Source organism: Paenibacillus sp. MDV22-iso6 (genome assembly GCF_058408365.1).
Genome location: NZ_JBZVDZ010000001.1, coordinates 1,165,290 through 1,186,608 on the forward strand (window position 1 = coordinate 1,165,290; position 21,319 = coordinate 1,186,608).

At 43.5% G+C, this 21,319-nt stretch carries 14 protein-coding genes and 1 pseudogene; 6 read left to right on the forward strand and 9 right to left on the reverse strand.

From position 1 onward, the window contains the following. Positions 1 to 691: 691 nt before the first annotated feature. Positions 692 to 1,576, reverse strand: a complete 885-nt coding sequence (locus AC4PM4_RS04975; RefSeq protein ID WP_491612890.1) for a LysR family transcriptional regulator — start codon at positions 1,574 to 1,576, stop codon at positions 692 to 694. A 164-nt stretch (positions 1,577 to 1,740) separates the two neighbouring features. Between AC4PM4_RS04975 and AC4PM4_RS04980 the strand changes: the two genes are divergently transcribed. Together AC4PM4_RS04980 and AC4PM4_RS04985 are read left to right on the forward strand one after the other, a co-directional pair. Then, a complete protein-coding gene (locus AC4PM4_RS04980) occupies positions 1,741 to 2,793 on the forward strand; it encodes an SDR family oxidoreductase (protein WP_491612891.1) in 1,053 nt (350 codons plus the stop codon). 51 nt (positions 2,794 to 2,844) lie between these two features. Then, a complete protein-coding gene (locus AC4PM4_RS04985) occupies positions 2,845 to 3,045 on the forward strand; it encodes a Rossmann-fold NAD(P)-binding domain-containing protein (protein ID WP_269056229.1) in 201 nt (66 codons plus the stop codon). Between the two features lie 183 nt (positions 3,046 to 3,228). Here AC4PM4_RS04985 and AC4PM4_RS04990 read toward each other — a convergent pair whose 3' ends face one another. The 3 genes from AC4PM4_RS04990 to AC4PM4_RS05000 are packed head-to-tail and all read right to left on the reverse strand — an operon-like array spanning position 3,229 to position 9,577. Then, positions 3,229 to 7,692, reverse strand: coding sequence for a carbohydrate binding domain-containing protein (locus AC4PM4_RS04990; RefSeq protein ID WP_491612892.1), 4,464 nt, complete (start codon positions 7,690 to 7,692; stop codon positions 3,229 to 3,231). A gap of 40 nt (positions 7,693 to 7,732) precedes the next feature. Then, a complete protein-coding gene (locus tag AC4PM4_RS04995) occupies positions 7,733 to 8,611 on the reverse strand; it encodes a carbohydrate ABC transporter permease (RefSeq protein ID WP_063563774.1) in 879 nt (292 codons plus the stop codon). Positions 8,612 to 8,626: 15 nt separating this feature from the next. After that, positions 8,627 to 9,577, reverse strand: a complete 951-nt coding sequence (locus AC4PM4_RS05000; RefSeq protein ID WP_491612893.1) for an ABC transporter permease — start codon at positions 9,575 to 9,577, stop codon at positions 8,627 to 8,629. A 146-nt stretch (positions 9,578 to 9,723) separates the two neighbouring features. On the opposite strand from AC4PM4_RS05000, the gene AC4PM4_RS05005 reads away from it, so the two are divergent. Both AC4PM4_RS05005 and AC4PM4_RS05010 read left to right on the forward strand, forming a co-directional pair. Continuing rightward, entirely contained in the window at positions 9,724 to 11,433 is a 1,710-nt protein-coding gene (locus tag AC4PM4_RS05005; protein WP_491612894.1) for a sensor histidine kinase, read from the forward strand. Positions 11,434 to 11,442: 9 nt separating this feature from the next. Further along, positions 11,443 to 13,083 (forward strand): response regulator, encoded by a 1,641-nt coding sequence (locus tag AC4PM4_RS05010; RefSeq protein ID WP_072733053.1) that lies wholly within the window; start codon positions 11,443 to 11,445, stop codon positions 13,081 to 13,083. Positions 13,084 to 13,224: 141 nt separating this feature from the next. Here the strand turns inward: AC4PM4_RS05010 and AC4PM4_RS05015 are convergent, their stop codons facing one another. From AC4PM4_RS05015 to AC4PM4_RS05025, 3 genes and pseudogenes are all read right to left on the reverse strand, one after another. Further along, entirely contained in the window at positions 13,225 to 14,913 is a 1,689-nt protein-coding gene (locus tag AC4PM4_RS05015) for an extracellular solute-binding protein (protein WP_491612895.1), read from the reverse strand. 200 nt (positions 14,914 to 15,113) lie between these two features. Then, the gene (bglS, locus tag AC4PM4_RS05020; RefSeq protein WP_488731021.1) at positions 15,114 to 15,827 is read right to left on the reverse strand and encodes a beta-glucanase; all 714 of its coding nucleotides are present in this window, start codon (positions 15,825 to 15,827) and stop codon (positions 15,114 to 15,116) included. Positions 15,828 to 16,095: 268 nt separating this feature from the next. After that, a pseudogene (locus AC4PM4_RS05025) lies at positions 16,096 to 16,610 on the reverse strand (CocE/NonD family hydrolase C-terminal non-catalytic domain-containing protein); the annotation flags it as partial. A 135-nt stretch (positions 16,611 to 16,745) separates the two neighbouring features. On the opposite strand from AC4PM4_RS05025, the gene AC4PM4_RS05030 reads away from it, so the two are divergent. Further along, positions 16,746 to 17,162 (forward strand): TetR-like C-terminal domain-containing protein, encoded by a 417-nt coding sequence (locus AC4PM4_RS05030; protein ID WP_491612896.1) that lies wholly within the window; start codon positions 16,746 to 16,748, stop codon positions 17,160 to 17,162. A gap of 343 nt (positions 17,163 to 17,505) precedes the next feature. Here AC4PM4_RS05030 and AC4PM4_RS05035 read toward each other — a convergent pair whose 3' ends face one another. Next, positions 17,506 to 18,339, reverse strand: coding sequence for an alpha/beta fold hydrolase (locus AC4PM4_RS05035; protein ID WP_491612897.1), 834 nt, complete (start codon positions 18,337 to 18,339; stop codon positions 17,506 to 17,508). A gap of 108 nt (positions 18,340 to 18,447) precedes the next feature. Here AC4PM4_RS05035 and AC4PM4_RS05040 point away from each other — a divergent pair, with 108 nt between their 5' ends. Then, the gene (locus tag AC4PM4_RS05040; RefSeq protein ID WP_072733056.1) at positions 18,448 to 19,005 is read left to right on the forward strand and encodes a TetR/AcrR family transcriptional regulator; all 558 of its coding nucleotides are present in this window, start codon (positions 18,448 to 18,450) and stop codon (positions 19,003 to 19,005) included. Between the two features lie 314 nt (positions 19,006 to 19,319). Here AC4PM4_RS05040 and AC4PM4_RS05045 read toward each other — a convergent pair whose 3' ends face one another. Continuing rightward, positions 19,320 to 21,059 carry an ABC-F family ATP-binding cassette domain-containing protein gene (locus AC4PM4_RS05045; protein ID WP_491612898.1) on the reverse strand — a complete coding sequence of 580 codons (1,740 nt, stop codon included), beginning with the start codon at positions 21,057 to 21,059 and terminating at the stop codon, positions 19,320 to 19,322. Positions 21,060 to 21,319 lie beyond the last annotated feature (260 nt).

Below are 21,319 nucleotides of genomic sequence, written 5' to 3' on the forward strand. Positions count from 1 at the left end.
GTAGAAATACTGGGAATCCGTCGTAAGCCTATTTTAGAATTAGCTTATTTAAAGGGATCCTTATGCCATGTATTATCCCCCATTATCCTATCAATAATATGTTGTGATTCCCAAACAGCTGCGATCTCTAATCCTTCGCATTCTTTTATGTCAGCAGGTTTAATCTCACCCTTGTAATAAATTGAATACTCACCTGTAAGTTGATCAATGACACATGCAGGAGGTGGCCAAGCCTCTTCTTCATTAACAAATGGTCGGTTTTCTACTACAGGCCAATCACCTCATTTTAGAACATCATCATAAACCCCAACAATAAATTGATAATTCTCTTGCTGCGCTTATCCTCAAAGGTGTTTCCCATATAGTTATAGATGGCTATACTTGCATCTTTAAATCTTCTTCCAAATGCAAATTTACCATTTGGCAGAGGTATGGCATATAGATCTCCCAATTCAATGTGCTTGCGTTTTGTATTTTTCAGGGTTTTCCAAACTCCTTCGTAGCAGCTTTAGAATATGCGTACTTTCCAACAGTTGTTCATCTATTTGTTTGATAAGCATTTGGAGCTCTCTGCCAATCTATAAACCCGTCAGGTTCAAACCATCATACGTATAGCTTTCTTTCCACCCAGAATTTGCACTTTCGTAACATCTAAGTCCTGATCCTAAGATTAATGAAAACATGTATGAGACTATTTCAAGGTATTCACTTGCTCACGGATCTTCTTTATAAAGTCATTTAAATCGTACTCATGTTTATGTTTCAATTTATAGCCCAAAAATATTTCATTCTTTACAATCATATCTCCGAAAACAACCTTAACCATGGAATTAGGCTGTTGTTGATTCAAAATATAAGTTGGAATAAGACTGATGCCCGCCCCCTCTCCAATAACTCTTAATATCATATGAACATTTGGAATGATATGAACAGGTTTAATTAAGGGACGATTCCTGAAGTGTTCTCGCCAATATCTGCGTATAATAGGTAACTCCAATCCGTAACTGATCCATTGCTGTTTCAAAAGCCATTCTTCTCGAATTATTAACTCATTACTTACAGGTACATCCAAAGAATTCGGGGCAACTAAAACAAATTGTTCTTCTAAAAGCCTGGTGTATTCAATTCCTGGAGCCAGGAATTTCTTCGAGGTGATAATCACATCTACCCGGTCTTCTTTCAGAAGCTCTAAACATTGCTCTGCATCCCCAAAATAGGCTACAGTACTTACTTCATACTCGGATAGATTACGAAGAATGATTTCGCTATACATTTCTGGGGCAGACCCTATTTTCACAACGTTCATCGTCGGCAGTGAGGTTGATTTAAGTCCCATGGTTGCTTGTTCTAAGGCCTCTATAAGTGGGGCAACTTGTGAATACAATTCTTTTCCTCGTTCGGTTGGAATCATTTTCCGTGCAGTCCGCTTAAACAATGGTTCTCCAGTTTCAGCTTCCAGTGCAGCTAAATGTTGACTCATGGCTGGTTGAGTCATAATCCGTGCCTTCGCCGCTTCGGAGACAGAGCTATGTTTGTATATGGCAATAAAACTTCTGTACCACTCAAAATCGAGCATTAAAACATTCCTCCGATGTACTTAAGAGTCAATAATATGTTACCAACATACATCCTACAAACATATTATTATAAAATTATTTATAATAATAATGAAATTTCATAATTTGATTTATGGAATTTGGTGACCTATGATAGCTTCATAACCATTAAGGAGGATTGAGAATGACTAAATACAAGGCTCTTGTCGTAGGTGCAACTGGTATTATTGGAAGCTATATTCTTAATCATTTAAGTATATTGGACGAATGGGATGCAATCGGTGTTGCAAGAAATATCCCCAAAAAGAACCCTGAACGTTATGTAAGTCTGGATTTATTAAATCCTGAATTGCTTAGGAATAAACTGGAACAAATCCGAGGCATCACTCATATCTTTTATGCTGCATATCAAGATTTCCCTGCACAATCTCAAGAACAGCTTGATGTGAATACAAGTATGCTGGCTAATGTCGTGAAAGCTGTTGAGGAGACCTCGAATTCATTGGACCGAGTTATTTTGATGCAGGGTGCAAAAGTATATGGGGTCCATCTCGGGAAATTTAAGACGCCTGCGAAAGAAAATGATCCAAGGCATCTTCCTCCAAACTTTTATTATAACCAGGAGGATTTTTTACGAACTCACCAAAAAGGAAAGAGTTGGACTTGGACGATTCTACGCCCTGATGTCGTTGCTGGTGTATCCATTGGTAATCCAATGAGTATTGCCATGGTTCTTGGTGTATATGCATCAATTTCCAAAGAGTTAGCCCTTCCACTTCGCTTCCCAGGTAAAGAAAATGCTTATAAAGCACTAGTCCAATTTACAGATGCTTCTCTTCTTGCGCGAGCTTCTGAATGGGCAGCCCTTCAAAAACATACTGCACTTGAAGTTTTCAATATCACAAACGGAGACCTTTTCCGCTGGGAAGACCTTTGGCCAAAATTAGCTCAGTACTTTAAAATAGACGCTGGCCCGATACAGACGATTTCTTTGACAGAGCTAATGCCTTTACAAAAAGAAACTTGGGCCAGTATGGTTAACAAATATGATTTGCTGCAAACTCCATATGAAAAAGTTGCTGCTTGGCCATTTGGTGATTTTGTATTTGGATGCGACTATGATGTTATTTCAGATACTACAAAAATTAAGCAATTCGGTTTTCATGAAGTGATGGATACAGAAAAAGAATTATTTGCTGTTATGGATGAACTAAAAAAACAAAAACTCATTCCCTAAACTTAGTATTTCATATTACAATACAAATTCGAGTGTTTTGAGGGCGACCAATTGCTGATTCCGGAAATTGTAGATGCCGATACCGATTTTCAAATGATTTCATCGATTGATATTGCGGCATTTGCCGTCATTGCCTTTAACCAGCCGGAGAAATTCACACGAGAAGTGGTTGGAATTGCCGGAGATGAAATTTCCCTCCCATCCTTTGAAGGCCTTCTAAGAAATGTTTATACATTGGTTTACTGTCTTTAGCTCTGAATAATCTCCATTCAACACTCCTCCAGTCAAGTGCACTACTTTGATGGATATATTCCCTCACTCGATCCCGTCAACACGGGCTACGGCGTCCGCGCTTAGGCCGCAAAAAAAGAATCCAGGTGCACCCGGATTCTTTTTTTGCGAACAGATATATTCTTTGGGGAAAGCATCCAAGCATTACTCTATGGTAGGCATTGGGTTATTTGGTTGGCCCAAGTTGATCAGGGTGACATCAGACAATGTAATTGTCGTATCACTGTCTTCCGTCCCGGAAATGTTGCCCATGTCAAAAACAATTCGAGTATTCGCATAGCTTGGTTCGGTAGCTTCGAACTTGTAGGAATACTCTTGTTCCTCAGTGGACAGGTCCACTCGCTCTCCAAAAAAACCGTGCCAAGCATAGTTGGCGGGAACGTCGACCCAGCCGATGCCCAAGCCCATTTTTCGCGCCTTATCCGCTTTGGCTTTGAAGGTAAGTTTGTAGATATAACCTTGCTGAACGCCAAACCCTTCATTAATGACCTGTCGATCCCATGGATTGCTCCCTACTTGGCCGATTCGAGCTAGCAACTGTTGATTCGCAACACTAATTGCTAGATTTGCAGGATTGCCGTCTACGTACGTGAACCAGCCTTCGCTTCCTTTCGCAAAGTCGCCGTTCGGAATCAGATTGACAGACACCGGCTGTCCGCCCTGATCAGCGCCTGGATTCACTTCAAATAATGCCACGTTTTGGATCAACACGTTATGCGGTTTAGACAACGGATATCCCAATCCAAAGGCCAGCACGGCCTCTGAATCGGAAGTGCCTCCCATCGTAAATGTATACGCATACTGCTGCTTCTCCTCAGTCAGTTCCACCGTTTCTTCCATATACTTGGCGAATTCTCCGCCGCTCTGCGAGATCACGGCCTGCATTGATTTTGGATCGGATACGGAAGCCTCGAAGCTCAGCCGGTATGTCTTTCCGGCATCCAGCGCAAGTTGGCCTTGCTGCAATAACGCATCCCACCAATTTCCGATTGTCACTGGCAAGGCAATGCGGATGCCAGTTTGACCTTCATACGAAGCCGTGAGGTCGGCAGGAGTCAGTTCCCAATGGGTACGATCTGCTGCCAGCTCGCCATTCTTTAACTTATTCTGTGAAATGTCAAGCCAGTGTGTATTGTACTCATTGCCTTCAAAATTTACGTAATACTGGCTTCCCGCTTTCAGCGAAACCGGTGGTAAATACACAGTTTTGTAAGTTTGCCAGCCCCCCGTGTCTCCAAGAAGAAGATCGGCGCTTGCAATCGTCGTCCCTTGTTCATTCTTGACGCTGAAGCGAACTTTTGAATCACTCTTAGCACTGGCTAACCGCGTGGAGAAAGCGTAAACTCCCTCGTTCGTCACATCGATCTTGTATTGCAGCAAGTCTCCTTCATCCATGTAACTGACATGTTTGCCACCTTCATCGGAGTTTTCTATTTGTAACCCTTGCATCATCCAGGCATCTACTGCAGGAATGTGCGTATACCCATGAATCGTTACAGGTTTACCACGTTTCGTAAGGCGAACATTGTCTACATAGACCTTGCCCGTGGAACTGCCGAATAATAGACGAAGTTCGGACATTGCTGTAGCTGTACCCTCTCCGATCACAATCTCACCGGTGTAGTTCTTCATCTCTTGCCCAAGCCGGATCTGCTGTCCTTGATGAACCTGTACGACATGACCATCGCTGCTGGTCATGTCGATGTCCATTGTGCGAGGCGCATCGGACTTGGCGTCGAACGAGAAACCATAGGTCGTGCCTGCTTCCAGTTTCATATCCGGCTGAACCACAACTACTTGATCCGGCCGGCCATTGGTTTGCGCAACATCAACCACGAGTTGTCTTTCCATGATCGGGAATTTCAAGAAGTTGTTTACGGAGACCTGGGCTTCCGCACCCGAATGGGTCTGAGTGGACCAGAATCCCAAACGGTTTTTGCCTTGATCAAACGTGCCGTTGAAGACGTAATTGCCATCCGGTAGCGCTTTTCGTTCTATCGGCAGTGGATCTGCTTCGCCAATTTCGATCAGTCTGACATTGGACACAGTCACGGAAGCGTCACTCAGTCCCAAATTGAATTCGAATCTGGCATTGTTATCCGTTCCATCCCGCATATTGAAGGTGTATTCGTACGGGTTCCAATCCGTAGTTAAGGAGAAAGATTTTTCACCGGAATAGTTCGTCCAGCTTTTTTCAAACTGAGTCACTTTGGATCGTATCACCCGGTTTGCAGATGCCTTGGCATCAAACTGCACCTTATATTTTTTATTTTTCTTCACGTAGATCGGCATTTGCGTTAGTTGCACGGAATAATTTTCGGTTCCTGCCTGCGTGATCGTAACTTTCGCAGCTTTACCTTTCTGTTCATCCTCAACGACCTCTACCTTACCAGCCCCGCTGGCATTCGTGATGAATTTCCATTGGCTCGGCACACCATCAGCACCCAAACCTTCGGCAAAGCGTTCATTATAGATCTGGTTGCCATCCGCTTGAGGTTCGCGTTGTCGTTCAGGCTCGATCGGATTCGATGTTACGTCCGGCCATTTGTTCAGGTTTTTGTACGAATACACCCGGACGAAATCCACATTCATCTTTTCTGAGACAAACTCGCTTTCTGGTGATCCCGGCCAGTCTCCGCCTACCGCCAAGTTCAGGATCAGATAGAACGGACGATCGAACGGTGCTGGGAAGGTGTAACTCTCCGGCTGGCCCGCAGCTGTCGTCTGCCAGTTATTCACCTGATGATGCAGTTTCCCGTCAACGTAGAAGCGAATCAAACCTGGTAGCCACTCTACCTGAAAATCATGATATTCGTCTGCAAAGGACTTGCCTTCGGGCAATGTAAACTTCCCTTGATCATGACCGTGTGAACCGTCAGCCTTCACGGCATCATAGTGGAGTGTGCTGTATACTTCGTGTTCGGCCTCTTTGCCGCCGATCAACTCCATGATGTCGATCTCTCCGGATGACGGCCATCCTCCGTAATGGGCTTCATCCGTAGGCATCATCCAGATTGCGGGCCACATGCCTTTCTGTACAGGAAGTTTGGCGCGCACAACCACTTTGCCATATGTCCAGTCGCCTTTCCCCATCGTCATCAATTTGCCCGAGGTATACTCTTTGCCGCTCTTCGACTCCCGTTTTGCCTCGATTTGCAACACGTTTCGTTCGCCATCCTTGACGACGCGTGTATTGTTCGGGCTGTAATACTGCAATTCGTTGTTGTAGACGAGCCCGGTATCCTCAACGATCCATTTGGAAGCATCCACGGAAGACCCGCTGAATTCGTCGTTCCAAACCAGTTCCCATTGTTCATTCGGAATTGTCGTTGCAGGAATCGGCTTTTCACCTGCTGGATTTCCGGGAACGGATGGCGTCTGTCCGCTCGGTATCGACGATATCGGATCATTCGACCCATTGACGGGCGTTGATGGTTTGGATGGCACAGTCTGCTCAATTTCAGGCGTCATCATCGTGTGCTGCCCTGGAGTGATTTTTTTTCCGTTAACGAGTACGTCCGTTGCATCCACCTTCAGCAGCTTGATCTTGCCTTTTGTATTAATGCGGGTGTGCCGAGCTTTGTCCAAAATCGTAAGCGCATCGACGATGGTGTCGGAAGAAAGTTCAACCGTTGCTTTACGCAAGACAAGCATCTCTTCAACTTGACTGCCTCCTGCAATCTCCAGGTGTACTGGAACGGAAGCATTGTCGACCACGACGCGCTTCAGTTTGGAGTTGCGGATATGGATAGAGTGGCTTCCGCCGCCTTTCACGATTACGCTTCCGGTGACGGTCACACCATCCAGCGCCACGGTACCATCACCAATGCCTTCAGTTAGTAACAAGTTACCGTTTACGGTTGTGTTCTTTAACGTCGCGTCGGCAGACCGAACGATTAAATTACCCTCGACCTTGGATTCATACGTGCCCGGAGCGCTTATAACATCCCCAATCATAGAGGACAATAACATTGCTGCTTCTGCTCGCGTAATGTTCGACTGCGGAGTAAGTTTACCACTGTATCCGTTTACAATTTTCTCACTGATAAAATAACTGAGTGCTTTTCTGGCATACCCCGCTACATCTGTCTCATCTTTAAAACTTGACACTACTCGTTCATCTTCCTTGCCTGTCGATAGCTGAAACGCACGATCCGCCATGACAGCAGCGTCTTGCCGGGTGATCGCTCGTTGCGGTGACAGGTGCGCTGCATCCGTTCCCTGGATGATTCCCGAACCATTTGCCCGCATTAATGCATCATAGTACCAGTCCTCTTCATAAACGTCCGAAAAAGATGCTGATCGTGGACCACCTGCAAATCCGAATACTCGGTCCAGCATGACCACAAACTCGGCCCGGCTGATGATTTCATTAGGCTTAAATGTGCCGTCCGCATAACCATTGGTCAAAGCAAGATCTTGCATGCGCGCCACGGCAGTTTCTGCCCAGTGTCCCGTCAGATCCTTATAAGCGGCGGAGTGCAGGCTGTTCGCCTGCACATGTTTCGCCTCCGCTTGCTGCTGTGCGCTTTCTGCCCCGACAATTGCCGGATAAATCAGTGAAACCATCATGCTTCCTGCTACGAGACATGCCAATCCCTTTTTCAATCGTATTCCCCCTTCATCGTATTTTCATTGCCAGTCAGTGCTATTCTTTCACTGCCCCAATGACGATTCCTTTCACGAAAAAGCGTTGCAAAAATGGATAGACCAGCAAAATAGGCAATGCGCCGATAAAGATCTGTGCCGCGCGAACCGTACGCTGGGAGACGTTCTCCAGCATGGACGGGTCCACATTGATTTTACTGAGGTCTTGTTGCACGATAATCGTCTGAAGCAGCGAAGCTAGTGGATAATTTTTAACATCCGACATATAGATCATGCCGTCGAACCAGGAGTTCCATTGATACACCATGGTGAACAAGGACAGTGTGGCGATTGCCGGAAGGGACAGCGGGATGTAGACCAACACCAGGGTTTTGATATGACCCGCGCCATCCAGATAAGCCGCCTCCTCCAGTTCCTTAGGCAACCCCCGAAAGAAGTTCATCATGAGTATGACATTCCACACGGACAATGCTCCCGGCAGAATAAGCGCCCAGATCGTATCCATCAAACCGAGTTTCTGGATCAGAATATAACTCGGTATAAGACCGCCGCTGAATAAAATCGTGAAAACAAAGAACCACGTGTACATCGAGCGACCCTTAAAACTAATATCTTCCTTTGATAACGGAAAGGCCGTAATCAGCATAATGACCATCCCGATAATGGTAGCAATTACAGTACGTTTGACCGAGACCATCAAGGAGTTGATAAAGTTCGAATTGCCAAACGTCTTCACATAGGCATCAGTCGTAAACCCGATGGGCCAGAAGCTGACCAGATTCGAAGAGGCCGGTGCCATGCTGCTGAACGAAACAGCCAAAATATGAATGATAGGTAATATGCAGAGCAGCGATAACACTCCGAGAAAAATATAATTGGCAACACTGAATATTCGATACCCTTTTGTTTTGTAATACAAGCCCTTTTCTCCTCTCTAGAACACTCGGTAGTTAGCCAGTTTATAAGCGAGTCGGTATGAGATAACAATCAAAATGGTTGCAACCACTGATTTGAACAACCCTACCGCTGTGGCAAAACTCATCTTGCCGTTCAGGATACCGAGTCGATATACGAAGGTATCGACAATGTCTCCTTTGTCATAAACAAGTGGATTGTACAGGTTGAACACCTGATCGAATCCCGCATTCAGAATGTTTCCGATGGAGAGTGTCATAAGTACTATGGTGATTGGCATCAGCGCAGGAATGGTAATATGCAGAGTCTGCTTGAAGCGGTTGGCTCCATCCACTTCTGCTGCTTCATACAGTGAGGGATTGATTCCTGCAAGAGAGGCCAAAAACACGATTGTTCCAAAGCCGAATTCTTTCCAAATATCACTAATTATAAGTGTTATGCGAAACCACGTCCCATCCCCCAGGAAAAATATCGGGTCCCCTCCCAAGGCAACAATAAGCCTGTTCACCATGCCTCCTTGCGGAGAAAGGATATCAAGCAAAATCCCGCCCAAGATAACCCAAGAGAGGAAGTGAGGCAGATAAACGAGTGTTTGGCTTACTCTTTTAAAAGCGACCAAACGGACTTCGTTTAACAAGATTGCGAAAAGAAATGGTGCGACCAATCCTGCGACAATTTTGAAAAATGCAATGATTAAGGTGTTCCAGATTACTTGGCCGACATCGGGATATAAAAACAAATATTTAAAATTGTCCCAACCCACCCATTTTGATTCTGAAAATCCAAGATAGGGTTTGAAATCCTGGAAAGCGATAACAATCCCGCCCATTGGTATGTACTGAAATACTACGGCCAGCAAAACCGCCGGAACGAGCATCATATGCAAGGACCAGTTTCGTTGTATATTCCAGCGCTGTTTTACCTTGATGGCCCGCCGCTTGCTCGGCGTTTCTATCGTATGTTCCTTCACCCCAACATCCCCCATGTTCTAAAAATTTATATTTTACAAGTTCGCAGGAACTTGTATATTAAAATTATAGCAACGGTCATTAGCGATCTATATCCTAATATTGCAACAACGATAACAATATTTTAATAAGTTGAGGAGGTTGAACGTTGCTCACCCGTTTGAATGTCTTCACCAAAATTACGCTGCTGTTTGTGATACTGCTTATTCTGGTGCTGTTTCTCTACACATACTCCAACAGAGAAAGCGTGCGTGTTATCAAACACGAGATTCAGAACAACACCATGAATCACTTGTCAACCTTTGCCGATTCTGTAGAATCCAATATATACCAACTATCCCTCTACGGAATGTCTATCGGACAGGATTCCAGCATTCAGGAGTACCAGCGCCCGGATTACAAGGATGTCCCCTATGAACGTGTCAAAGTCGGAAGTGCCATTTTGGAAAAAATGAATCTCTACAACGCGGCCAGCAAATGGCATTCGACTATCACGTTGTATTTTCCGCGTCTGCATAAAGTGATTTCAACGGACTATTATGCATTCATCCCGTACAGGGAAGATGAATTTACAGAACCGCTCTCGAAGTCATGGACGTATACCCATAATCAGTTTGAGTGGTATACTACGGAGCCAACTACAGCGATTGGCAAGCCGGGCAAGGCCAGATTAATTACCAAAATCAGCTTCCCTGTGCGTCACTTGACTGCCATGCTGGATCAGAACAAATTAAACAACAAAGGTGATCCCTTCATGTTTCATCCTGAGTTCGGCTTAATTACCAACAGCGGCGGAAAGGACACCCTGAATGCTGTCCAATTCAAGATGCAAGAGGCGAATTTACAGGCAAAAGGAGGATTCACCACCAAGATGAATCAAACGGAATACTATGTCTCTTATATTCAATCCGACAGTCTGGGATGGTACTATGTAGACTATGTTCCTATGCAGCAGATCCTAAGACCGATTACGAGCAGCCGTAACCTTTTTTACGCATCAATTGCTGTTCTGATCGCCATGAGCGTTGTTGTGTTGTATGTGCTGTATCGGAGTGTGCAACTCCCGCTTCTTCAGTTGGTGAAAGGGACGAATCGATTGTCGACCGGAGACTTTTCCGTTCGCCTGCATCATTCCTCACGCAATGAATTCAGCCTGTTATTTGCACGATTCAACATCATGGCACAACGAATCCAGGAGTTGATTGAGAATGTGTACGAAGAAAAACTGAGGAGTCGCGAAGCCACGCTGAAACAGCTTCAATCTCAGATTAACCCGCATTTTCTCTACAATTGCCTCTTCTACATCAAGAACATGGCCAGGATGAAAAATGAAAAAGCAGTCGTAGCCATGGCTCTGAATCTGGGAGAGTATTATCGATACATAACAAGGTCTGAGAATGATCAGGCAACGATCAAGGAAGAACTGACGATGGTCAAAAACTATCTGGAGATCCAGTCGCTAAGGTTGGAACGAATGCATTTTACAATCGACGTGCCCCATGATATTTTAGATAGGACCGTGCCCAGGTTGACGCTCCAGCCCATTATTGAGAACGCTATCATTCACGGGATTGAGCCCCGAATAGAAGACGGCGAGATCAGCATTCATGCAATTTACAAGAACGATATGTATACGATAACGGTCGAAGACAGTGGTCTTGGTATGACCGATGACCAACTCGATCAATTGAGGAGCAACCTTCACAAACCGCTCGACGGAAACATGGGTTGTGGTACCTGGAATGTCCATCAACGTTTGTATTTTCTGTATGGTGAAGGAGCAGGTCTGACTTATGAGCATTCGACCATGGGCGGAGTGAAAGTCAGCATCACATGGCACGACAATACCAACGAGTAGGTGACACTTATGTTACAGATTTTATTAGTCGACGATGAACGTTCGGTCGTGGAGACATTAGCCGAAACCATTCCATGGGAAAGCTGCGGAATCAGTGTAGTCCACGAAGCGTTATCTGGTGATGTAGCGCTGGAGATTATGGAGAATCACGACATAGATATCGTAATTACGGACATACGTATGCCTGAGATGTCTGGTATCGCCCTTATTACGGCAATCCACGAACGGTGGCCGCATGTGCAGACCATCCTTTTGTCAGGATACGCCGATTTTGAATATGCGAAGCAGGCTATTGCAAAAGAAAGCTTTGATTATTTGCTGAAACCTGTGAGCGATGAAGACTTGATCGAAACCATGCAGCGTCTCGTGGACCGGATCAAGAAAAAGTGGGAAACCGCGGCGTCGTACCAACGGGCATTAAACGCTTTTCAGGATAACCTGCCTTTATTACAATCCACCATGCTTCATGAATTGCTGACGGGTAAAACCTATTCCTCGGCAGTGCTGGCAGACAAGCTCGAGCTGCTGGAACTACCCTACTCGATTGATGAAGATCTAGGTATGCTGGTCATACGTATGGAGGAACACTTGTCCGAAATGGCACACAGCGACCTCTCATTAATGGAATATGCCATATGCAATATCATTAGCGAAGTGACGCATAATCATTTTCATATCTGGCACACACGAGATGTTCATGATTATCTTGTCGTCCTGGTCAGCGTCAAACATTCCGGCGCCAAGAATTTTAACAAGGATGAGAAGCCGCAAACGCTGCTGGAGCATTATGCGGCCCAAATTCAAACGAACGTGCAGTTGTACTTGAAAGGCGCCATCTCCATCTCGGTTTCCCGTTGGGGCAAGTTTCCTTACGAAATTGGAGAAATATATGAGGGTGCCGTAAGGTCCATGCGAAAGCGGATGGGTCAAACACAAGGTTTGTTCGTGACGGCTTCGGATGAAACGGATGTCCATCCACTGCCAGCAATCCGTTCTCTCTACAAGCCGCCAACACTCATTAGTCTGTTGGAAGCCGGACGTTTCGACGATGTGGAACAGAAAATCGAGGTGATTTTTGAAGAGCTGCTGCATTCGGGAGAGCATCATGATATCGTGGAGACGACGATTGAAGTGTACCATGCCTTAGCCGGGGCCTTTGCTTATATAATCCACAAAAACGGGAAGCAGATCTCTACCCTCCTGCCCGCTGAAACATATCGGTATTTTCAAGCACCAAGTTATGGTACCGCACAGCAGTTGAAAGACTGGTCCATCCGGACACTCCATTACATAAGCGAAGATGCTGAACAAGAGCTGAAGGACAATCACAGCACCATCGTCCGCAGTGTCAAAAGCTTTGTGGACCTGCACCTGGCTTCAGACGTATCCTTGCCAGCGATTGCAGATCATGTTCACCTGCATCCTGTTTACTTATCCAAAGTCTATAAGGCAGAGACTGGAGAAGCTCTTACAGCATATGTATATCGATTACGAATGGAAAAAGCGGCCTATTATTTGCGGACGTCAGGCGCGAAGGTATTCGAAGTAGCCGATCTTGTCGGATATAACAATACTGCATATTTCATACGTGTTTTCAAAAAGTTCTATGACCTTACTCCGCAAGAATACAGGGAGAATCTACCCGTCTGAACCTAACATCGTCCCGTCCATTTGCTATCTTAGCCGCTTTTCATGACGTATCTCCAAAAAAGGCATTGCCGGAGATCTTCTCCAGCAATGCCTCTTCAAGTTGTTTAGCGCGTTTACAAAAATGCGGTGTTTTATTCGTTCTTATTTTCCGCTGGTTACAGACTGATACCACTCGTTCACTTCCTGCGTGATCTGATCCCCGCCAGAAGATTTCCACTTCTCAACAAAGGAGTCAAATGCGTCAATCGAAGTTTTGCCATAGATAATTTGAGCAAACATGTCCTTCTCCATCTTGGCTAATATATCATTGTTCATCTGCATGGTCATCGTAGGAGCGCCAGTGAACATCTGGCTGTAAACAATGTCCTTTTGATCCAAAACAATCTTGGCTGCCTCCAGCATCGGTGCCGGTACTCCAGAATTGATTTTTTTCTCGAAAGGCGTCGTGGCCTCTTCGCCGCCGGCAAGCTTCGCGAGCGTTGTCATGCTCAAATTCGGAATTCGTGCTCCGTCAAAGGTCAACGTGTATTTCTCAGGAGCATAACCGTCTGTAAGGCTTGCATCCGTAGAAGGTTTACCATCTACCATTACCCAATCATATCCTTCGGCGAAGCCATGTTCGAATTCATCGCCCTCCGGCGGATTGGCATAATGATCAAACAGATAATTTTGGTACGTGAAAAATGTTTCCGGGTTCTTCATATCCTTGTTAATCAGGATCACGCCGTTACCATTAGATGTACCATGTCTGCCTGCTTTGCCCTCAGGTCCGGCCGGAATCGGATACGCCTTGTATTCAGCTTCAGGATTATTTTTCTTCACGTCCTCCAGCGGCCATGACGGCATCCAGTGAGGCCCCACGACGATACCTGCTTTGCCTGCAGTAAATTCTTCAGCAGCCTTGGTCTCATCATATACGCCCGCTTCTTCAGGAATATACCCCTTGCTCATCCAATCTTGCAATGTAGCAAGAGCCTCTTTGGCGCCTGGCGTCACCGAGCCGTATTCAAGCTTTCCGTCTGCGGTCAGGTTCCACTGATTCGGCATCGTGCCATAAGCTCCAAAAATCCAGCCTGCATCAGACATCCAGGTATTTATCCAGTTCTTGAATCCGATCGTCAGTCCGAACGTATCCTTTTTTCCGTTTCCATCCGGGTCTTTATTTGTAAACGTTTCCATAATAACCTCAAGATCACTTAATGTTTCGGGTGCCTTCAGATTAAATTTCTTCATCCAGTCTTCCCGAACCCACATGACTGGGTCTCCGTTGTAAGCATAATCCAGAATGGGAATACCGATTCGTTTACCGTCCTGCATGTAAGGATACCACACGGAAGGATCTTCATTCACAGCTGATTTCCATGCATCGCTCGCATATTTATCGAATAATTCGCCGGCATCGACAAACTTGCCGGTTTCGATCAACTCACGCACCAGATTGAACTCGCCGCGATACGAAATAATGTCTGGCATTTCTGCATTGGAAGCAAGCGACAGACGCAGCTTCGTTTCAAAAGCGTTATTGGTGGACGGAGATACCCACTGATTTTTCAGTTCAATCCCCAGCTTGTCTTTTGCCCATCGGGTATGAACGTTGTTGTCCTGATCCTCTCCCGACTTGAACTTCACATCTGGTCCCCACGGCCGCAAATATGTGATGCTCACTGGCGGATCATATTTTCCATCCTTCAATTCCAATGCAGTACTTGGTGCACTTGGCTCAGCATCTTTGCTCGGCCCGCTGCTACTGCATCCACTCAGGACGGCTGACAACGCGAACATCCCTGCTAGCGCCAAACTACCTATTCGTTTCTTTTTGCTAGTGTCCAACCTTTATTTCCCCCTGTCTATGTAATGTTGTTTACAGAGTACATCATAATGAATAATCGATGTGTAAGCCCATACTAATATTGCAACATTTATTGCATTAATTTAGGATATTGGAAAATGGATATGAATCTTGTATAAATGCAATCCTCTTGAGATACAAAAAAAAGCAGCCTGACGAACGGCTGCTTCTGCATGTGATTCTAGTTACTCGTATATTTCACCCAATCGTATTCAGCGTAGAGCGGATTAGCCCCGTTATATGGCCCAAGCCAGTCGTCAACGCCAGTTCCGTTCCAGAGGTTCATCATGATTTTGCCGGGTGTAATGGGAATGTTGGACGTTGCAGTATGTTTCAGCACACCGTCCACATACCATTTGATATAACCTGGTTGCCAATCGAAAGCATACGTATGGAAGCCTTGGGACGCATCAAAGCCAAGGTTAATAACCTTCTCATGACCGCCGACTCCGTTCGTATAATAATTGAATTGGACTTTCGTAGTATCTTTTCCCAGGAATTCAATATCAATTTCATCCCACTGCGTGCCATTTGCAGGCCCTGTATAGGTGAAGAAGGAAGAAACGATTCCCGTATTCTTCGCAGGCTTCATGCTCACCTCGTACAAGCCATATCCATAATTGTTGGTTGATCGATATTCCCCGCAATCGAATTTGTTGTATGCAGAACTTGTTAAGCCGAGCCTGAGTTTACCGTCACTCGTAAAATTAACATTGTTAGCCCGCCAAGTACAATTGAACATTGAACCATTGGAGTAACCGTCTGCTTTTTGCCACGTACTCGGGTTGAAGTAACTTAATGGCTCCCAGAACACATACCCGGCGAAAGCGCTTACGGAAAAGAATAAAGAAACGATTCCTGACATAATTAATGTGTACCATGCCTTTCTTTTCATCATACACCTCCATCACTGATTCCAACCTGCAAGCAATCGTTATAAGTCAATTGGCATAAGTCATTCGTGAAAATCAACTACATTAATAGCCTTTCAACTTATAAAACGCTTTCATGGTTGGTGCTTCTATTTTATATGGATCAGGATAGGCGAACTATAACAAACTTTAAAGAATGAATATTCAATTTTCAAGATAATCATTTCTACATAGATTCTTTTCAAGAACTTCTGCCCAAAATAAATATGGGTTCATTAATCAGGGCTTTCACTACTCTTTCGAAGGAATCACCGGTACCAAAAGGAATGAATCATACTTGCCACCGACATGAATGGAATGAGTTCCTTTGTTCACTGTATCGGTGTGCCCATAACCCCTTGAACCTGTTGGGTTGTCATCGATAATGATATCGCTGCCTTTTATAACCAGCACCAGACTTTCCCCAATTTTGAGGAAGACGCTTGAAGGCAATATTTCAATTTCTACCGGCACGATCTCACCTTTAGTAAGCTTCAATAATCTCTTGTGCTTCAGTACAGGCTGATATGGCGTAGATTTCACAGGATCCAGCTCTCTATGGGAAACTCTTAACCATCCACTAGCCACCTGACCGTTTTCAAGATGGTTGAAGTCAGGCAAGAATACTTCATTACCCCGTCTGTCGAATTTCTTAATGCCGACAAAAAGATCCATATCATCCGTGTCATCGGTGGAGACCCAGGCTTGAGCTTCATATTTCCGGTGATCTCCATGTCCTCGTTGGCGGTAAATCTAAACCGTAAATCACTGTTTGCAGTCTGACCAAGCTCGGCATTAAAGGTCAGTGTGGATTCGTTCTGAACCTCAGCTGACGTATATTGTGACCTTATGCTCACTATCAAGACAAATTTGATTTAATGACAAAATGCGAAGAGGAAATTATGCTTGATTTGTCCAGACTTACGAAAGAAAGCTACCCAAGTGTTATTTGCGCACTTGAAACTGATTCAGAAACGTTAATGCCATTTACCTTTACTATTTCATTTTTTGAGTATTTAAATATAAATAGCGGATTTATGAAAGCCGTGTTAGGTCCAAATGGGGATTTAACATTTCAAACCAGATTGAAAGAATTCATGTGGGAAACACTCTATGGAAATAATCCAAATGCTTTTTTAAAGGAAGAAGATTTCCTTGTTCCAGGACAATATTTAGCTGCTTATATGGGAACTGCGATAATAGGGGTATTTCAACAATGGTTGGAAAGTGGCATAAAAGAATCTCCTCTTGAAATGGCTCGTATCCTAACAACCATTTCGGTTAATGGTCCCTTCTTCGCAGCTGGTTTAAAAAAATAATTCACCCAGAGAATCTGATTTTGACATTAATCATGGGTCGTAAGGAATGTGAATACTAACCGATAGCGCGGGGAATCAGAACTATTGTCGAATTCTTGCGAAACTAAATAACCAGCCGCCGGTAGGATTACGGTGACTGGTTACTTAAAAGAACAGTATTATATGAAACTCTACACTTATATGCCAATGATCGGCACATAGTTGACGCTGTGTAGGGAAACTTTGAAGACAGCCAGCTTGCCTTAAACCAGGGACGGATGATTGCTCATCAACCCCTTTTAACATATCCTTCTCAGTGCTCTACTCTCAAATTCACTTTGACAGCTTTTCACCGCTTCTTACATTAAACAAATAATTCTTCTAAAGTGTGAGCAAATTCCTGCGGCTTTTGAGCATAGCCTAAATGAGCGCCTGCGATGGAGTGAATCGGTAAACCAAGTTTCTCGGATAAGTCTTTGACTACATCTTGAGGAAAGGAGCCAACGGAATCTGTTCCATTAAATAAGACAATTTTAGCTTTTTGATCGGTCAGCTTGTTGATATCGATTTTACGGCTAGTATATTGGCGAATTTCATATTTGAACCAATCAACCATTCCTTTAACCACGGGATTATCAACATTTTCAATCGAAACTGCTGGCTTAGCCATCATCTGGGTATCCATCGGAACGGTATGCATAGCTTCAGCGAATAGTTTCATGGCTGCTGCCATTCCCTCTGTTTGAAAAGTTTCAACTATTTTATCATTCATTGCTGCCCATTCTGCGGAATCAGCCAAAAATGTGTTAATAGGCGGTTCATGGAATGCAATTTTTTTAACAATATCAGGATGGTCTTGCAAGGTTTCCATTGCGACAATTGCTCCTGAACTGCTGCCTAAAATATATATAGGTTCATCACTTAGATGTTTTGCCAAAGCAGCTACATCATTAGCGTCGGTTTCAAGACGGTACGTGCTATGTGGATTGTGAGCATCTTCTGGCAACGGTGATGTTAATTCACTCTGTCCGTAGCCGCGGCGGTCATATGTTACCACAGTATATCGGCTTTGTAGAAATTTTGCGGTGCCCGTATAAATATCCCCAGTGCCATTAGCTCCCGGAATAAAGAGGAGAACAGGACCTTGGCCCACTGTTTCATAATGTAAATTGGCACCATTAACTTGTAATCTGCTCATTGGAAATCGCTCCTTTAAAAGTATTTGAAAACTATTGCTAACTCATGACATGAACTATATACTCATGGTATGAGTTGGTCAAGTCAGCAAACAAAAAAGGATGGAATTATGACAAAGAGAATTAGTTTATCAAGAGAACTTGTCCTTGAACAAGGCTTAAAAATCAGCAGTGAACTGGGCTTTGATAAGCTGACCTACAACGGGTTGGCCCGTTCATTATCCATTCAGCCACAGTCGTTATATCGGTATGTAAGTAATTTGGAGGATTTAAAAAGTGGAGTTGTAGCTATCTACATAAAGGGCTTGGTCGACTTAATCTACCATGAATTATTAGCGTACTCTGGAAAAGACGCATTACGTAAATTTGCATTATGCGTAATTTCATATTCACAATCTAAACTCACATTCCCAGAAATGGTTGGAGGACTGGCTGAATTCAGCTATACCGAAGCCGTTTCGCAACAAATGGAACATTTGCATAACATTTTAGTTGAACTTATTAAAGCCATTACAAAAGATCAATCAAAGATTGAACAAAATGAACAATTATTTCTGAGTTATGTACTTGGACATCTGCAACTCATGAATAATGGGATTGCTCCGAAAAAAGTAAATATTCAACAAAACTTTGAAGAGAACATTGAACGATTATTCTCGTTATTTTAATGGAGGCGACTTTTATTATCCTTATCTGAATTACAATTATTCCTTAAAGTTGCTCATGCGGATCAGAAAGTTGGACTCCATCCTCATAGCAACAAACTATTAATGAGAAAAGTCAATGGTCCTTTATAGGAAGGAAGAATCATTATCTACTGTTCTAAAATAAAAGCACCCCAAGTGAACCACTGACTACGACAAGAGCTATCAAGAAATCAATGCAATAAAAAAGACACTGATATTTTATTCATCAGTGTCTTTTTTATGGATACTTTTCAACCAACATCATGTTTCATCGTTGAACTCAAGACTAATTCACTTTAAAGCAACTTAATTAGCTCTTCTAGCTCATCGACCAAACCTTTTGCAAGTTCAAAATTCGTATCTTTTAAAGCCAATTCTATTTTCATTTCAACAGACTTTTTCTTTTGTTCAATTTCTAGATAGTCTTCATTAAAATGACTCGCATAAATCATCTGTCTAAATTCTAGTATACTCATTTTACTAATCGTCTTGTCCTCAATAATTAAAACATAATCCATACCATTAACAACAGAATAGAAATCATGAGAAATCATGAGAATCGCACCTTTGTAGTCCTCAATAGCTTTCTCCAATGCGATTTGTGTATAGATATCTAAATGGCTTGTCGGTTCATCAAGAAGCAGTAAGTTTGCTTGACTGGCAGAAACTTTAGCCAACTGAAGCATATTTTTTTCTCCGCCAGATAACGATTCGATCTTTTGATCCAGGATTTCTCCTTCAAAGCCATAGTTTGAAAGATACGATCTAATCTCATCATAAGTTTGAAACCCGGCATCTATGAATTCATTTAGTATAGTATTCGAATCTTTTAGCATTTCGCCTTGAACCTGAGATAAATAAGCCACATTAACCTCAGCATTTATTTCAATGGAATCCTGATTATTTTTAAAGATTTCTCGGAGTAAAGTCGTTTTCCCGGTACCGTTCGGACCGATCAGGGCTACTTTATCTGTCGATTTGATCTCGAAGTTCACTTTTTCCAAAAGCAACTCGTCAAAGGAAACGCTATAATTATTAACGTTAACCACAACGGTGTCTTCCATTTCCTTATCGATACCAAAACTGATATTCGGCTGCTTGATATCGACAAATGGCTCTTTGATTCGACGTGCTTCCAATCTCTCTTGAAACTTGACTCTGGCTTTTAACGCTCTGCCTCTGGAGGCTTCCGAATTATACGTGGCAATCTCTCTAAGATTGTCGATGATGTGATCGTATCTCTCAATTTCTTCAGCTTCAGCAACCGCAATTTCTTGCAGCTCGATCTTAGTCTGAAGCAGCGAGAAGTTATAATCGATATACCGCCCATCAAACTCTTGGATCTCCGTGTTTTCAAGGTGTATAATTTTGTTGAAACAATGATTCAATAGATATCGGTTGTGTGTCACAACTAGCAGCATTCCCTTGTGGGAATTAATAAGTTTTTTAAGCGCATTTAGGTTTTCAAAGTCTAAAAATACATCGGGTTCGTCCATAATCATTAAGTCTGGACGACTGAGCATTTCCTTCATCACTTGAATAAGTTTGAATTCCCCACCACTCACATCGGATATACTAAGATCTTTGAGCTTCATGAGGTTGGCCAGGTTTAGCTGCTTATTAATGGTGTTTTCGAAATTATCCCCATCCATTGCCTCGAAGGCATCCAAAGCCAATTGAACCTTTTCCAGCAGCGAATCCATATCCGACGTGGTAGCCATCTCCGCATAAATGGCTGTGATTTCATCTTGCATCTTGATGAATTCTTCTGCGATATATTCAAAAACGGTCATTTCTTTCGTTTTGTCTACTTGTAAAAACTGACTCACATACCCGATTCTGCAATCGGGGTCTATCTCTAACTTGCCCTCGAACAAATATCGTTCCGGATCCATCAGGATATCGATCAGTGTACTTTTCCCACTGCCACTTGTTCCGATAAAAGCACAATGTTGTGCCTCTTCAAACGTAAATGAAATGTTTTTATATAGTTCCTTTTGTGGAAATGAGAAGGATAAGTTATCAACTTTTATCATAGTGTTACCTTTCTTTACAACTAAAATGGTGACTATTATTAAATATATTGTCGAACACAGACTTTTAGAGTAACACTGTTTACCCCCAAGTTCAATCTATTTGTAGCCCCTTACCCTCACTTCGAAATTCTAGTACTTTCTTTAGAATGGTGACTTGTTGGACGATTCTCAGAATTAATCATTGAACTTGTACCTTAAAAACAAAAAAAGCCGCTAATTGCGACTTTCAAAGGGATCTACCTTTCCCCCGACACATGTAC

Bases quoted from the DNA above. Each gene is read 5' to 3' on its own strand.
- AC4PM4_RS05045 (WP_491612898.1), bottom strand. From the start codon at position 21,059: ATGATAAAAGTTGATAACTTATCCTTCTCATTTCCACAAAAGGAACTA.
- AC4PM4_RS04980 (WP_491612891.1), top strand. From the start codon at position 1,741: ATGACTAAATACAAGGCTCTTGTCGTAGGTGCAACTGGTATTATTGGA.
- AC4PM4_RS05035 (WP_491612897.1), bottom strand. From the start codon at position 18,339: ATGAGCAGATTACAAGTTAATGGTGCCAATTTACATTATGAAACAGTG.
- AC4PM4_RS05030 (WP_491612896.1), top strand. From the start codon at position 16,746: ATGCTTGATTTGTCCAGACTTACGAAAGAAAGCTACCCAAGTGTTATT.
- AC4PM4_RS05010 (WP_072733053.1), top strand. From the start codon at position 11,443: ATGTTACAGATTTTATTAGTCGACGATGAACGTTCGGTCGTGGAGACA.
- AC4PM4_RS04975 (WP_491612890.1), bottom strand. From the start codon at position 1,576: ATGCTCGATTTTGAGTGGTACAGAAGTTTTATTGCCATATACAAACAT.
- AC4PM4_RS05040 (WP_072733056.1), top strand. From the start codon at position 18,448: ATGACAAAGAGAATTAGTTTATCAAGAGAACTTGTCCTTGAACAAGGC.
- bglS (WP_488731021.1), bottom strand. From the start codon at position 15,827: ATGAAAAGAAAGGCATGGTACACATTAATTATGTCAGGAATCGTTTCT.